This window comes from Pseudescherichia sp., assembly GCF_031998825.1.
GTDB lineage: Bacteria > Pseudomonadota > Gammaproteobacteria > Enterobacterales > Enterobacteriaceae > Pseudescherichia.
In genome coordinates this window covers 1-16,044 of sequence record NZ_DAMACX010000066.1, presented here as the reverse complement: position 1 = coordinate 16,044, position 16,044 = coordinate 1, and the positions used below count along the sequence as shown (strand labels likewise).

Below are 16,044 nucleotides of genomic sequence, written 5' to 3'. Positions count from 1 at the left end.
CGATGGTAGTGTGGGGTCTCCCCATGCGAGAGTAGGGAACTGCCAGGCATCAAATAAAACAAAAGGCCCAGTCGAAAGACTGGGCCTTTTGTTTTACGTGTTGTTTGTCGCAGCAACGGCCCGCCGTAACTGCCAGGCATCACAAATGCCCGGCAATACGATCCTAATGAATAACCTGAGAGAGAAATGCCCGGGTACGTTCTGATTTTGGATAAGCAAAGAACTCTTCCGGCGGAGCCTGCTCAACAATCTCCCCGCGATCCATAAAGATCACGCGGTCGGCAACGGTACGGGCAAAGCCCATCTCGTGCGTCACACACAGCATTGTCATCCCTGACTCTGCCAGACCAATCATGGTATCAAGCACCTCCTTCACCATCTCCGGATCCAGCGCAGAGGTAGGCTCATCAAACAGCATAATTTTAGGTTTCATACAGAGCGATCGGGCAATGGCCACGCGCTGCTGCTGACCGCCAGAGATCTGGCCGGGAAACTTATGCGCATGCTCGGCAATACGAACGCGCTCAAGATAGTGCATCGCCAGCGCCTCGGCCTCTTTCTTTGGCATCTTACGCACCCAGATAGGGGCCAGAGTGCAGTTCTGTAAAACCGTCAGATGCGGAAACAGGTTGAAGTGCTGAAACACCATCCCCACCTCCTGACGCACCTTCTCAATATTGCGGATATCTTCATTCAGCTCGATGCCATCAACAACAATACGGCCTTGCTGATGCTCTTCCAGATGGTTAATACAGCGGATCGTTGTCGATTTACCTGACCCGGAGGGGCCACAAAGTACAATGCGCTCTCCCTGTTTTACATTCAGGTTGATATCTTTCAGCACATGGAACTGTCCGTACCACTTATTCACATTCTCGAGCGTAATCATCGCGTCGGCAGATTGCATAGTCATATTACTCATGGTGTCCTCAGTGCGGTGTACGCCCGGTGTTAAAGCGCTTCTCCAGATGCTGGCTATAGCGCGACATGCTAAAACAGAAAATCCAGTAGACCAGCGCAGCAAAAACGTAACCCTCCGTCGACATTCCCAACCATTCGGGATCGACCGTTGCCTGCTGCACGCTACTAAAGAGATCGAACAGGCCGATGATGATCACCAGGCTCGTATCTTTAAAGAGGGCAATAATGGTGTTCACCAGTCCAGGGATCACCATCTTCAGCGCCTGAGGTAGGATCACCAACCCCTGGGTTTTCCAGTAGCCCAGCGCCAGCGATTCAGCGGCTTCATACTGCCCTTTGGGCAGCGCCTGCAGCCCGCCGCGAACTACTTCAGCCACGTAGGCTGACTGGAACAGGATCACCCCGACCAGCGCCCGCACCAGCTTATCGATGCTGGTCCCTTCCGACATAAACAGCGGCAGCATCACCGAGGACATAAACAGCACGGTGATCAGCGGCACGCCTCGCCAGAACTCAATAAAAATTACCGACAGAATGCGCACCACCGGCATGGTGGAGCGTCGGCCAAGCGCCAGGAGGATCCCCAGCGGCAGCGCGCCGGCAATCCCGACGGAGGCGATAATCAGGGTCAGCGTCAGGCCGCCCCACTGGCGCGTCTCTACACGCTCCAGCCCGAGAAAGCCTCCGTACATCAGGCTCCATACGACCAGCGGATAGATCACGGCCCAGCAGGCAATGTAGCGTCCCCGTTTAGGCAGCCCATTCCAGAACATCGGTACGATCGAGAGCAGGCCAATCACCAGCGCGGTATTGATACGCCAGCGCTCGTCATGAGGGTAGAGACCATACATAAACTGGCCGAAACGCTCATGAATAAAGACCCAGCAGGCGCCCTCTTTGGTGCAGTCTGCACGGGTTGAGCCAAACCAGTTCGCCTGAAATAGCGCCCAGTTCAGCAGGGGAGGAATAAGCTCCCACATCAGCCACAGCGCAACCAGCGTCAACAGGCTATTAGACCAGCTTGAGAACAGATTTTTACGCGCCCACTGGAGATAGCGTCCAGCGCCGGAGCTGGCCGGGCGCGTGGGGTGAGACAGGAGTGCTTTTGTCATCATGGATCCTTAGCGCTCGACCAGGGCGATACGGCGGTTATAGATGTTCATTAGCAGAGAGATCGTCAGGCTAATGATCAGATAGACAGACATCGTGATGGCAATCGTCTCGATCGCCTGTCCGGTCTGGTTCAGCACCGTACCGGCAAACAGCGACACCATATCCGGATAGCCGATCGCGGCCGCCAGCGACGAGTTCTTCACAATATTGAGATACTGGCTGGTCAGCGGTGGAATAATTACGCGCATCGCCTGCGGAATGATGACCTGGCGTAGCGTTACCGGGTTAGGCAAACCCAGGGAGCGCGCAGCCTCGTGTTGCCCAAAGGGCACCGACTGGATACCTGAGCGGATGATCTCGGCAATAAACGCAGAGGTATAGACCGACAGGGCCAGGTTTAGCGCCGCCAGCTCCGGGATCAGCGCCATACCGCCCCGGAAGTTGAAGCCGCGCAGCTCCGGCACATCCCAGTGCAGCGCCGCGCCGAACAGCCACTGGGAGAGCAGCGGCAGCAGGATAATTAACCCAAGCGCGGTCGGCCAGGTCCGCCGCAGCTGGCCGGTTTTCATCTGGTGCGCCTTGTTGAAGCGGTACAGCCCTACTGTAACGGCTAGCGCAATAAGCACCGCTACAATGAAACCGATGATGCCTTCGCCAAACGCGGGGGCAGGGATATAGAGCCCACGGTTGCTGAGAAACGCCAGGTCGAACGCGCTCACCGCCTGACGCGGCCCCGGCAGGTTGCGCAGCACGGCAAAATACCAGAAGAAGATCTGCAGCAGCGGCGGGATGTTACGAAATGTTTCGATAAAGATAGTCGACAGCTTGCGCAGCAGCCAGTTTTCAGACAGGCGCGCAAGACCGAGGAAGAACCCGAGAAACGAGGCAAAAACAATACATAGCGCGGAGACCAGCAGCGTATTGAGCAAGCCGACCAGGAACACGCGGCCATAGGTATCACCCTGCTCATAATCGATCAGATGCTGAACGATACCAAATCCGGCCCCGCGATCGAGAAAGGCAAAGCCGGAGGTAATACCCCGGTTGCTCAGGTTAGTAACGGTGTTGTGTATCAAATAGATCGCGACGCTGACGACGGCCACGATAGCGACAATCTGAAACAGCCAGGCTCGAACCGCGGGGTTAGAAAGGGAGAACGATCCTTTAACGGTTGGGCGGCGTTGGGACATAGGAAAACCTCGGTAACCTTGACTCTGGGCTGGGCACTGCCTGAGCAGTGCCCGTTACAGCACTCTACCTTAGCGTACCGGCAGCTTAGCGCACCGGCGGCGCGTACTGGATACCGCCGTTGTTCCAGAGGTTGTTCTGGCCACGTTTGATCTTCAGCGGGCTTTCCGATCCCACGTTGCGCTCGAAGATCTCAGCGTAGTTACCGACTTTTTTGATCACGTTGTAAGCCCACTTGTTATCGAGCTTCAGATCCTTGCCGTAGTCACCCTCTTTGCCTAACAGGTGCGCCATATCAGGCGTCGCCGGGCTAGCCGCTTTCTCATCAACGTTTTTAGAGGTGATGCCCATCTCCTCTGCGTTCAGCATGGCGAACAGAGTCCAGCGAACAATAGAGAACCACTCTTCGTCACCGCGGCGAACCACCGGCCCCAGCGGCTCTTTGGAGATCACTTCTGGTAAGACGATCCACTCGCCAGGCGTGCTCAGCTTGATGCGCAGGGCATAGAGCTGTGACTGGTCAGAGGCCAGGGTGTCGCAGCGACCGGATTCCAGCGCTTTGGCAGACTCGTCGGAGCGGTCGAAGGTCACCGGGGTATATTTCATGTTGTTAGATTTAAAGTAGTCCGCCACGTTCAGCTCGGTATCGGTACCGGCCTGGATGCAGACGGTGGCTCCGTCTAACTCTTTAGCACTCTTCAGACCCGCTTTATTGTGGGTCAGGAAGCCGATGCCGTCATAGTAGGTAACGCCGGTAAACGCCATACCCATGCCTGCATCGCGGGATGAGGTCCAGGTGGTATTACGCGATAGCACGTCGACTTCGCCGGACTGCAGGGCGGTGAAACGCTCTTTGGCCGTCAGCGGGGTGTACTTCACTTTGGTGTCATCGCCAAAAACGGCAGCGGCGACGCCACGGCAAACGTCAACGTCAATACCAGTGAACTTGCCGTTGGCATCCGCATAGGAGAAACCCGGCAGCCCGTCGCTGATACCGCACTGTACAAAACCTTTACTCTTTACGGCATCCAGCGTTGCGCCAGCATGCGCCTGGTTTACAACAGCAAACAGCGCACCGGCGGCAGCCAGGCTGGCGATCGTCATCTTTTTCATAATGCATCCTGTGTGGCGAAATTATTGTTATAAAAAGGCGTTCGGGAGACGCCTGGAACCTGTCTGTGGCGTTGGCCATACTTTTTAAAGCAAAGGTAGTGCCAGGTTTGCGGAAGGCGGAAAAGGGGAGTTCTCGCCGCAATATGCAGAGTGTAGACAGGAAAAAAAGCATTCAGCGCTCCGTAATGGTGCGAAACTCGAACCTGCGCCACAAAACGGAGCAAAATAGTTTCGCTACGGAAGGATTAAAAACAGCAGGATGGAGAAAGCAGGCTAGAACGGCGTGATTTTTGAACCAGAAAGCGTCGCAAATTTAACAGAGCATCAGGCGTGCACCGGGGCGGAGCAAAAAAGAAGGCGTGGAGGAAACCACGCCTTGAGTCAGATTATTTGGTTAAGGCCACAATACCCAGCGTCAGGCCTGCAATCGCGGCGGCACCGCCGGCAACAGCCCCTGCGGTTTCCCAGTTATCCTGAGTCGTTCCTTTCATACAGGTATTGGTATGCACCAGTCGGCCCTGATCGTCATAGGTCGGTACGCAAGGGGAGTCATGGGCACAGCCTGCGAGAACGGTAGATAACAGTGCAACGGCAATAAATTTTTTCATGGTCACATTCACCTCATTTATGTGAATGGCGGTATTGTACCACTGGTCACGGCTGGAACTTATGCCTCTATTCTTACAAAGCATGTCCAATGTAAAAAACATGGAGAGAAATGGCTCATGCCAGCTGATTAAGGAGAAAAGATGGAGTGCAGGCGCACACTTTATGCGCTCAGCCTGGTGTGATTCTCTTCTGGCGTCATGCGCAGCATCACCAGCAGTCCCTCAACCAGCTGCGGTGCCAGCGCGGCAAGATCAAAGCACTTATCCAACATCAGCCAGTTTTTAACAATTCCGCTCAGATATCCCTGAATAATAATCAACGCCGTCTCTATGCTGCCGCTTAAAAAGCAGGGATCCTGCTGCTGGCACTTCTCTAACAGTTCGGTAACGTTTGCCGGATTAAAAAAGAGCCGCTCGCGTATTTCCGCTTCCGGCGTCATATTTTGTGTAAATTCGCACTTATGGTAAAGAATTTCTACGAGGGCTTGTTCGAAAGGGTTTTTAGCAATTAAACGGAGGGCCTCTGTCAGGCTATAGCGAAATAGCCCCTGCGGATCGTTACTGAAATGCAACCGGGCTTTACGGTCTATTCTCTCTCTCAGCGGTCGCTGCTCCTGCCAGATAGCGTTAAATAATTCTGTTTTATTTGTAAAATGCCAGTAAATAGCCCCACGCGTCATCTGTGCCGCGCAGGCGATATCATCCAGCGTGGTATTGGAAAAACCCTGCTGCGAGAATGTTAAAATAGCGGTATCTATTAATCGCTGCCGTGTTTTAGCTGCCTCTTCTTTCGTCTTTTTTGCCATAACCGTCACCGCCATACCAGGGAGGGATTTACATTTACTGAATAAAATATACCGGGGATCTCACTATCTATCCTTGCATTTTTCCGTTGTTCATTCAACATAGCGCCACTATTTTCGCTCTGACTTAATAAACATTCACTCTATGAATGTTATTAAATGAAGTATTTATTTGAGTAATTAATGCTGACGCCATCTGGTAATAAATCCCGGTAATGAAAAAGAAAAGGTAATAGGTTTATATGGCAAGGTTCTTTATCGATCGTCCGATTTTCGCCTGGGTATTGGCGATTATTTTAATGCTGGCAGGTGCGTTGGCCGTCATAAAGCTGCCTGTTGCGCAGTATCCCACGATTGCACCGCCCGCCATTGCCATTAACGCTACCTATCCCGGCGCGGACGCACAGACCGTACAAGACACCGTGACCCAGGTTATTGAACAGAACATGAACGGCCTCGATAACCTGATGTATATGTCCTCCACCAGCGACTCCTCGGGTGGCGTGACGGTAACCTTAACGTTTAATTCCGGGACCGATCCCGATATCGCCCAGGTTCAGGTACAGAACAAGCTGCAGCTCGCCATGCCGCTGCTGCCGCAGGAGGTACAGCAGCAGGGTATCAACGTTAAAAAATCGAGCAGCAGTTTCCTGCTGGTAATGGGCTTTATCTCAGATGATGGCAGCATGTCGCAGGATGACATTGCCGATTACATCTCCTCCAATATCAAAGATCCCGTGAGCCGCACGGAGGGGGTCGGCGACGTTCAGCTGTTTGGTGCGCAGTATGCGATGCGCATTTGGCTCGATCCCAGCAAGCTTAACCAGTATCAGCTGACAACCCTCGACGTCGTCAACGAAATCAAAGCGCAGAACAGCCAGATTGCCGCCGGCCAGCTGGGGGGCACACCCTCGCCCGCAACGCAGCAGCTCAATGCCTCGATCATCGCCCAGACCCGTCTGCGTACGCCGCAGGAGTTTGGCAACATTACCCTTAAGGTGCAGGCGGATGGATCGCGCGTGCTGCTGCGCGATGTCGCCCGCATCGAGCGCGGCGGTGAGAACTACAACGTGGTGGCGCGTTATAATGGGAAACCTTCGGCGGGGCTGGGTATTAAGCTGGCGACGGGGGCCAATGCGCTCTCTACCGCCGATGCGGTAAAGCAGCAGATGGCGCATCTGCAATCCTATTTTCCGCACGGCCTGAAGCTGGTCTACAGCTACGATACGACGCCGTTTATCAATATCTCTATCCGGGAAGTGTTCAAAACGCTGTTTGAAGCGATCGTGCTGGTCTTCCTGGTGATGTATCTCTTTCTGCAAAATCTGCGTGCTACGCTCATTCCTACCATTGCCGTACCGGTGGTGCTGCTGGGAACCTTTGCCGTGCTGGCGGCGTTTGGCTACTCCATCAATACGCTAACCATGTTTGGCATGGTGCTGGCCATCGGCCTGCTGGTGGATGACGCCATCGTGGTGGTCGAAAACGTCGAGCGCGTTATGACTGACGAAGGGCTGCCGCCAAAAGAGGCTACGCAGAAGTCGATGAGCCAGATCCAGGGCGCGCTGGTGGGGATCGCGATGGTGCTCTCTGCCGTCTTTATTCCCATGGCCTTCTTTGGCGGCTCAACGGGGGTCATCTACCGGCAGTTCTCAATCACTATCGTCTCGGCGATGGCGCTTTCGGTGCTGGTGGCCCTGATCCTAACGCCCGCCCTGTGCGCAACGCTGCTTAAGCCGGTACAGCACGATAAAACCCACCGCCTCTTTAGCCGTTTCAATCACCTGTTTGAGCAGAGTACCCGGCACTATACCGGCAGCGTGCAGAAGCTGCTCCACTGTACGGGGCGGTACATCATTGTCTATGTCGTTATCGTTATCGGAATGGCCGTGCTCTTCCTACGGCTGCCGACCTCGTTTTTACCCGAAGAGGATCAGGGCGTATTTCTGACGATGGTTACGCTGCCCGCCGGGGCGACGCAGGCGCGAACGGAACAGATCATGCGGGAGGTCACGGATTACTATCTGACGAAAGAGAAGACCAATGTCGACTCCGTCTTTACCGTTACCGGTTTTGGCCTGAACGGGAAAGGACAGAACAACGGCCTGGCCTTTGTCCGCCTGATGCCGTGGGCGCAGCGTGAGGCCAAAGAGGATCGTGTTGGCGCCATTGTCGGTCGGGCTACCAAAGCCTTTAGCCACATCAAAGATGGGATGGTTTTCGCCTTCAACCTGCCGGCCATTACCGAGCTGGGTACTGCTACAGGGTTTGACTTTGAGCTGATCGATCAGGCGGGGCTGGGCCATACGGCGCTGACCGCCGCGCGTAATCAGCTGCTTATGCAGGCGGCGCAGCATCCGGACATGCTGGTCAGGACGCGGCCCAACGGCCTGGAGGATATGCCCCAGTTCAAGCTCAATGTTGATCAGGAGAAAGCTCAGGCGCTGGGCGTCTCGTTGAGCGATATCAACAGCACGATTGCTACCGCGCTGGGCAGTACCTACGTTAACGACTTTATTGATAATGGCCGGGTGAAAAAGGTCTATGCCCAGGCCGATGCGCCTTACCGCATGATGCCGGATGACATTAACACCTGGTATGTCCGCAACCAGACTGGCGGTATGGTGCCGTTCTCCAGCTTCGCCAGCGCCCGCTGGATCCAGGGATCGCCCCGTCTGGAGCGCTATAACGGCCTGCCATCTATGGAAATTCTTGGCGAGGCCGCGCCGGGCAAAAGCAGCGGCGAAGCGATGAAGCTTATGGAGACGCTGGCGTCACAGCTTCCCGCTGGCGTCGGTTTTGACTGGACCGGGATGTCTTATCAGGAGCGCCTCTCCGGCAACCAGGCTCCGGCGCTGTACGCTATTTCGCTGGTGGTGGTTTTCCTCTGCCTCGCTGCCCTGTATGAGAGCTGGTCGATTCCTTTCTCGGTCATGCTGGTGGTGCCGCTGGGCGTCGTAGGGGCACTGCTGGCAGCCAGCCTGCGGGGCTTGAGCAACGATGTCTATTTCCAGGTGGGCCTGCTCACCACCATTGGGCTATCGGCAAAGAATGCCATTCTGATTGTCGAATTTGCCAAAGACCTGATGGATAAAGAGCACAAAAGCCTTATCGACGCCACCCTTGAAGCGGTCAGAATGCGCCTGCGTCCCATCCTGATGACCTCCCTGGCCTTTATTTTAGGCGTAATGCCGCTGGTATTAAGCACCGGCGCAGGCAGCGGCGCGCAAAATGCGGTCGGCACGGGCGTAATGGGGGGAATGATTGCGGCGACGCTGCTGGCGATATTCTTTGTCCCGGTATTTTATGTCGTAGTCTGTCGGCGCTTAACGAAATCGGCCGAGGGTATAGCGCATCGGCAATAACAATTTCTCTTTCCGGTGAGCCATTAATTATTCATCGGGCTAATTAAATAATTTCATTTATTGATGTGAATTATTTTTTATCGTGGATTTTTGCGGTTAACGCCGTGCGTTGTGTTTTTGAGGAACTGCAATGAATAAATTTGGTGAATGTTTCCGTCTGTCGTCATTAATTTTAATTTCGGCGGGTTTACTCAGTGGCTGTAATGATAACGGTGATGGCGTAAAAAAAGCAGCCGCGCCGGAAGTCAGCGTTTATCAGGTAAAAGCCGCACCGCTGGCAGTGACCACTGAACTCCCCGGCAGAACCGAAGCGTTTCGTATTGCCGAGGTGCGGCCTCAGGTAAGCGGCATTATTTTACGGCGTAATTTTGTCGAGGGGGCGGATATTACTGCGGGCCAGTCGCTCTATCAGATCGATCCTGCAACCTATCAGGCGGACTATGCCAGCGCCCAGGGCGATCTGGCGAAGGCGCAGGCTGCGGCTAAGATTGCCCACCTCACCGTTAAGCGCTACCAACCGCTTGTCGGCACACAGTACATCAGCCAGCAAGAGTATGACACGGCTATTGCCGATGCCCAGCAGGCGGATGCTGCGGTGCAGGCCGCGAAGGCCGCCGTTGAAACGGCAAGAATAAACCTTGCCTATACCCAGGTGCGTTCGCCGATTAATGGCCGGATTGGTAAATCCGCAGTGACCGAAGGGGCGCTGGTGACTAACGGCCAGAGCACCGCGATGGCGACCGTGCAGCAGCTTGATCCCGTCTATGTGGACGTTACCCAGTCGAGTAATGACTTTATGCGCCTGAAGCGGGCCGTGGAGCAGGGCAATCTGCAAAAAAACAGCGGTAAAACGGACGTTGAGCTGTTAACCGAGAACGGCCAGCGCTATCCGCTGAAGGGCACGTTGGAGTTCTCAGACGTCACCGTGGATGAGAGCACCGGCTCCATCACCCTCCGAGCCGTCTTCCCTAACCCGGATCACAGCCTGCTGCCGGGTATGTTTGTCCGGGCGCGCATCGACGAAGGCGTGCAGCCTGCCGCCATTCTTGTGCCGCAGCAGGGCGTTACCCGCAATGCCCGTGGCGATGCCACCGTGCTGCTGGTAAACGATAAAAACCAGGTTGAATCACGCAATGTCGTTGCGTCGCAGGCCATAGGCGATAAATGGCTTATTACGGACGGCTTGAAAGAGGGTGAAAACGTCATCGTCAGTGGATTGCAGCGGGTTCGTCCTGGGGCAACGGTGACCGTCGCCCCGAACGTTGCAGGCCAAACCACCGCCGCGCGTTAACTGTATAAACCCAATGAGAGCAAAAGATGGCTAAGTTTTTTATCGATCGTCCGATTTTTGCCTGGGTGCTGGCAATTATTTTGATGATTGCCGGGGCGCTGGCAATCTTACAGCTGCCCGTCGCGCAATACCCGACCATTGCGCCACCAGCGGTCGCGATCAGCGCTACCTACCCGGGGGCCGATGCCCAGACGGTGCAAGATACCGTCACGCAGGTTATTGAGCAGAATATGAACGGTATCGATAACCTGATGTACATGTCCTCTACCAGTGACTCGGCGGGAAGCGTAACGGTTACGCTTACCTTCAAATCTGGAACGGATCCAGACATTGCCCAGGTCCAGGTGCAGAATAAGCTACAGCTTGCCATGCCGCTGCTGCCGCAGGAGGTTCAGCAGCAGGGGATCGGTGTTGAAAAGTCCAGCAGCAGCTTTTTGATGGTGGTGGGCTTCACCTCTGAGAACAAGAGCCTGAACCAGGATGATATCTCCGACTACGTCGCCTCTAACATTAAAGATGCCATTAGCCGTACCAACGGCGTCGGCGACGTGCAGCTTTTCGGTGCCCAGTATGCGATGCGTATCTGGCTAAACGCCGATCTGCTTAACAAATACAACCTGACGACGGTCGATGTGGTTAATCAGATCAAGGTACAAAACGACCAGATCGCTGCGGGCCAGCTTGGCGGTACGCCGTCGATGCCCAATCAGCAACTCAATGCTTCAATCATTGCTCAGACCCGGCTGAAGGATCCGGTGGAGTTTGGCAATATCACGCTTAAGGTTAACGCCGACGGCTCACAGGTGCGGCTAAAAGACGTTGCCCGCATTGAGCTGGGTGGAGAAAACTATAACACGGTAACCAAAATCAACGGCCAGGATGCTGCGGCGATCGGTATCAAGCTGGCTACCGGCGCGAATGCGCTGGATACCGCCAGCGCCATCAAAGCCAAACTCAACGAGCTGGAGCCGTTCTTTCCCCAGGGTATGAAAGTGGTCTACCCCTATGACACGACGCCCTTTGTGAAGATCTCTATTCATGAGGTTGTTAAGACGCTGTTTGAGGCCATTATTCTGGTTTTCCTGGTAATGTACTTGTTCCTGCAGAATATCCGGGCGACGCTGATCCCAACCATTGCCGTGCCGGTCGTGTTGCTGGGGACCTTTGCGATCCTCTCGGCGTTTGGTTACTCCATCAACACGCTAACCATGTTCGGTATGGTGCTGGCGATAGGCCTGCTGGTGGATGATGCTATCGTGGTGGTTGAGAACGTCGAGCGTGTGATGGCAGAGGACCATCTGCCACCGAAAGAGGCGACGGAGAAGTCGATGTCGCAGATCCAGGGGGCCCTGGTAGGGATCGCGATGGTGCTCTCGGCGGTATTTATTCCGATGGCCTTCTTTGGCGGCTCTACCGGTGAGATCTATCGCCAGTTCTCCATTACCATCGTCTCGGCGATGGCGCTCTCGGTGCTGGTGGCGCTTATTCTTACGCCGGCCCTCTGCGCAACGCTGTTAAAGCCGTTCGACCCTGATACGCACGGGGAGAAAAAGGGTTTCTTTGGCTGGTTTAACCGCCTGTTTGAACGTAGTACGCACCACTACACGGAAAGCGTTGCTGGCATCATCAACCGCACCGGGCGTTATCTGCTGGTCTACGGGGTGATTGTCGCCGGAATGGCGGTGCTGTTTTTACGCCTGCCCACCTCGTTTCTGCCTGATGAAGATCAGGGCGTCTTTATGACTATGGTGCAGTTGCCTGCCGGGGCGACCCAGGCGCGGACGCAGAAGGTGCTCGATAAGGTCACCGACTACTACCTTAACAGTGAGAAGGACAACGTTGACTCTGTCCTGACCGTCAACGGCTACAGCTTCAGCGGCCAGGGGCAGAACTCCGGGATGGCCTTTATCAGCCTTAAACCCTGGGAAGCGCGCCCGGGTAAAGAGAACGGCGTCGGCGGTATCGTGGAGCGCGCCACCAAAGCCTTCAGTAAAATTCGCGACGGCCTGGTCTTTCCGTTTAACCTGCCGGCGATTATCGAGCTGGGCACCGCGACGGGCTTCGATTTTGAGCTGATCGACCAGGCCAACCTCGGGCATGAGGCCCTGACCAGCGCGCGCAATACGCTGCTGGCTGAGGTACAAAAGCATTCGGACCAGGTGGTGCGCGTGCGGCCAAACGGCCTTGAGGATACCCCGCAGTTTAAGCTGGAGGTGGATATCGAAAAGGCACAGGCGCTGGGGATCGATCTCTCGGATATTAACCAGACCATCTCCACGGCCTTAGGCGGAACCTACGTGAACGACTTTATCGATCATGGGCGGGTGAAAAAGGTCTACGTGCAGGCAGACGCGCAATATCGCATGCTGCCTACGGATGTGAATAATCTCTACGTTCGCAGCAGCAACGGAGAGATGACGCCGTTCTCGGCCTTCACCACCTCGCACTGGGTCTATGGCTCACCGCGTCTGGAGCGCTATAACGGTCTGCCCTCTATGGAAATTTTAGGCGAGGCCGCGCCGGGCAAAAGTACCGGTGATGCGATGCAGCTTATGGAGAAGCTGGCCTCAGGGCTGCCATCCGGTATCGGCTATGACTGGACCGGAATGTCTTACCAGGAACGCCTCTCTGGCAACCAGGCCCCGGCGCTGTATGCCATTTCGCTGATCGTGGTCTTTCTCTGCCTGGCGGCGCTGTATGAGAGCTGGTCGATCCCGTTCTCGGTGATGCTGGTGGTGCCGCTGGGCGTTATTGGCGCACTGCTGGCAGCCTTAACGCGGGGGATGAATAACGACGTCTACTTCCAGGTCGGGCTGTTAACCACCATCGGACTTTCGGCTAAGAACGCCATTCTGATCGTCGAGTTTGCTAAGGATCTGATGGATAAAGAGGGCAAGCCGCTGGTGGCGGCGACGCTTGAAGCGGTGCGTATGCGGCTGCGCCCGATCCTGATGACCTCGCTGGCCTTTATCCTTGGGGTCATGCCGCTGGTAATCAGCTCTGGTGCGGGCAGCGGCGCGCAGAACGCGGTGGGAACCGGGGTGCTGGGGGGCATGCTCTCCGCGACGCTGCTGGCGATCTTCTTCGTTCCGGTGTTCTTTGTGGTGGTACGGCAGTTCTTTACCAAAAAAGCCAAGGTATCTCGCGCAATAGTCTCGGAAGAGTTGTAGGCCGGGTAAGCGTAGCGCCACCCGGCGTTACGCTTACTTTGTCCCGGTCCCCAGCTGTGTTGCCTCCTGGGCCGAGATGGGTTTACCCAGTAGATAGCCCTGCAGCGTATTGCAGCCCAGCTCGGTCAGAAACTCCTGCTGGGCCTGCGTCTCTACGCCTTCCGCCACAACTTTAAGGTTCAGCGTTTTGGCCAGCGCCACGATAGCGGAGACGATAGTGGCATCGTCACCGTCGCGGCTCAGCTCCTTAACAAACGCCCGGTCAATCTTCAGCTCGCAGGCTGGCAGGCGTTTCAGGTAGAGCAGGCTGGAGTATCCGGTACCAAAATCGTCAATTGAGGCTTTAACCCCGGCTTCGGTGAGTTCAGTCAATACGCGCACGCTCTCATCCGGGTTGGTCATGGCCGTGGTTTCCGTCACTTCAAGGATCAGACTCTGGGGCGGAACCTTATGCCGCGCCAGGCAATCCATCACGTGATCCACCAGCCCCGTTTGCTCAAACTGCAGGGTCGAAAGGTTAACGGCCACCGTCCAGTGCGTATGCCCCTGTTTATGCCACTCGCTTAGCTGGCGGCAGGCTTCATCAATCACCCAGTTACCAATGGGAATAATCAGGCCCGTTTTTTCTGCCAGCGGCAGGAACCGATCCGGCGTCAGCAGGCCTTGTATGCCATGCTGCCAGCGCAGCAGCGCTTCAAAGCCGACAACCGGCCCGGCGGGAGCCTGAAACTTGGGCTGGTAGAAGAGGCGCAGCTCGTTGCGCTCCAGCGCCAGCCACAGGTCGCTCATCAGCAGAAGCTGGGTCTGGGCCAGCGTATTCATCGACGGCTGGAAGAAGTGGTAACCGTTACGCCCCATATGCTTGGTATGGTACATCGCTGCATCGGCGTTAAACATCAGTTCGCGTTCGTTCTTACCATCGTGAGGGTAAAGAGCAATACCCACGCTTAAGGTCACCACCAGATCGTAGCGGTCGAGGGTAAACGGTTGGTCGATGGTGCGTACCAGGGCATCCGCCAGCGTAGCCGCCTCATCCGGGGCGCTAACCTCCGCCAGCAGGACAAACTCGTCGCCGCCGATGCGCGCCAGCGTATACTGCCCCTTCAGCGGCTGGAGCAGACGCTCGGTCACGGCAATCAGCAGCTGATCGCCAACGTCATGGCCGTAGGCGTCGTTGACGGTTTTGAACCCGTCGAGATCCATAAACATCAGGGCAAAAAAGGAGCCTTCACGACGGGCTTTATTGATTGCCTGGTCGAGGCGATCCTCCAGCAGCACGCGGTTAGGCAGGCGGGTGAGAGGATCGTGCAGCGCCAGCTGGGCCAGCTCGCGGTTAGCTTCCGCCAGCGACGACGCCAGCAGCGACGTGCGCGCCTGCAGACGGGCGTCCAGCATCGAGACCAGCAGAGTAATGCCGAGGATAGAGAGAGCGACAACGCTGACCAGCAGCGCCAGCCAGTTACCGTCAACGCCATGATGCATAACCGTGTGCTGCATCGGAAACTGGGCTGCCATCATGCCGGTATAGTGCATACCCGCAATGGCGATGCCCATCAGGATAGCTGCGCCCGCACGCATTTGCGCCACCAGCGCCGCCTCGTGGCGCAGGCGGAAGGTGAGCCACAGCGCGGCCAGCGACGCCCCAAGGGCGATGAGCAGCGAGAGCGCAACCCAGCGCATATCCCACGCAATTGGCGGTGAGACCTCTAACGCCGCCATCCCGGTGTAGTGCATACCGGCAATGCCGCAGCCCATTACCAGCGAGCCTGGCAGCAGGCGCCGCAGGCGCAGCTGAGGCGAGCTGACCAGCCAGAGGGCAAACAGGGAGGAGCCTACGGCAATCAGCATCGACACGCCGGTGAGTAGCGGATCGTAGCTCATGCCCATAGTCAGCTCCATCGCCAGCATTCCAATAAAATGCATGGCCCAGATGCCGATACCCAGCGCCAGACCGCCGCCCGCCAGCCAGAGCCAGCCAGCTTTACCGGGATTGGTCGAGACCCGGCCGGCCATATTCAGCGCGGTATAGGCTGCCATGATGGCAACGATAAAAGAGATAACAACGAGGATCTGGTCGTATTGGCTAACCTGCATGATGCCACCAACTCATTCACTATTAAGGTTATTGATCGCTAAAATTTTATGCGTGCGGGCATAAAGGGCAGTGACATTAGCACCCAATGCAGAGCGGTGGAAGGGATTTAAGCCCCTGTTTTTTGGGGGGAAAAGACGTTAATTTGTACGATTAAACAAAATAGGTAGGCCAGTAACAAAAAAGGCGCTTCCCCATGCCGGTTCGCGCCTTTTTAAACAAACATTTAACTGATTAGTATCAGTTCATGCCGTATTTTTTCAGTTTCTTACGCAGGGTACCACGGTTGATACCCATCATCAGGGCAGCGCGGGTCTGGTTACCGCGGGTGTATTGCATCACCATGTCCAACAGGGGCTGTTCAACTTCAGCCAGTACCA

The 16,044-nt window shown here is 55.7% G+C and carries 11 protein-coding genes; 3 read left to right on the top strand and 8 right to left on the bottom strand.

The window, feature by feature from the left end; genetic code table 11:
* Positions 1-163 precede the first annotated feature (163 nt).
* From RTP97_RS19595 to RTP97_RS19570, 6 genes are all read right to left on the bottom strand, one after another.
* Positions 164-922 (bottom strand): amino acid ABC transporter ATP-binding protein, encoded by a 759-nt coding sequence (locus tag RTP97_RS19595; RefSeq protein ID WP_312416595.1) that lies wholly within the window; start codon positions 920-922, stop codon positions 164-166.
* A 7-nt stretch (positions 923-929) separates the two neighbouring features.
* Positions 930-2,033 (bottom strand): amino acid ABC transporter permease, encoded by a 1,104-nt coding sequence (locus tag RTP97_RS19590; protein ID WP_312416594.1) that lies wholly within the window; start codon positions 2,031-2,033, stop codon positions 930-932.
* A 9-nt stretch (positions 2,034-2,042) separates the two neighbouring features.
* On the bottom strand, positions 2,043-3,224 hold the full coding sequence (locus RTP97_RS19585; RefSeq protein WP_312416591.1) for an amino acid ABC transporter permease: 1,182 nt from the start codon (positions 3,222-3,224) through the stop codon (positions 2,043-2,045).
* An 85-nt stretch (positions 3,225-3,309) separates the two neighbouring features.
* The gene (locus RTP97_RS19580; protein ID WP_312416588.1) at positions 3,310-4,335 is read right to left on the bottom strand and encodes an amino acid ABC transporter substrate-binding protein; all 1,026 of its coding nucleotides are present in this window, start codon (positions 4,333-4,335) and stop codon (positions 3,310-3,312) included.
* Positions 4,336-4,721: 386 nt separating this feature from the next.
* Positions 4,722-4,943, bottom strand: a complete 222-nt coding sequence (locus RTP97_RS19575; RefSeq protein ID WP_144817421.1) for a hypothetical protein — start codon at positions 4,941-4,943, stop codon at positions 4,722-4,724.
* Positions 4,944-5,104: 161 nt separating this feature from the next.
* Entirely contained in the window at positions 5,105-5,749 is a 645-nt protein-coding gene (locus RTP97_RS19570) for a TetR family transcriptional regulator (protein ID WP_312416587.1), read from the bottom strand.
* Between the two features lie 239 nt (positions 5,750-5,988).
* On the opposite strand from RTP97_RS19570, the gene RTP97_RS19565 reads away from it, so the two are divergent.
* The 3 genes from RTP97_RS19565 (at position 5,989) to RTP97_RS19555 (ending at position 13,572) form a co-directional block, all read left to right on the top strand.
* Positions 5,989-9,111, top strand: coding sequence for an efflux RND transporter permease subunit (locus RTP97_RS19565; protein ID WP_312416586.1), 3,123 nt, complete (start codon positions 5,989-5,991; stop codon positions 9,109-9,111).
* A 130-nt stretch (positions 9,112-9,241) separates the two neighbouring features.
* Positions 9,242-10,402: an efflux RND transporter periplasmic adaptor subunit gene (locus tag RTP97_RS19560; RefSeq protein WP_312416585.1), complete on the top strand. Its 1,161-nt coding sequence runs from the start codon at positions 9,242-9,244 to the stop codon at positions 10,400-10,402.
* Positions 10,403-10,428: 26 nt separating this feature from the next.
* Positions 10,429-13,572 (top strand): efflux RND transporter permease subunit, encoded by a 3,144-nt coding sequence (locus RTP97_RS19555; RefSeq protein WP_312416583.1) that lies wholly within the window; start codon positions 10,429-10,431, stop codon positions 13,570-13,572.
* Between the two features lie 33 nt (positions 13,573-13,605).
* On the opposite strand, the gene RTP97_RS19550 is transcribed toward RTP97_RS19555, so the two are convergent.
* On the bottom strand, positions 13,606-15,666 hold the full coding sequence (locus RTP97_RS19550; protein WP_312416581.1) for a bifunctional diguanylate cyclase/phosphodiesterase: 2,061 nt from the start codon (positions 15,664-15,666) through the stop codon (positions 13,606-13,608).
* A 238-nt stretch (positions 15,667-15,904) separates the two neighbouring features.
* The coding region (locus tag RTP97_RS19545) for a helix-turn-helix domain-containing protein (protein ID WP_275062216.1) at positions 15,905-16,044 on the bottom strand (140 nt) is incomplete at its 5' end.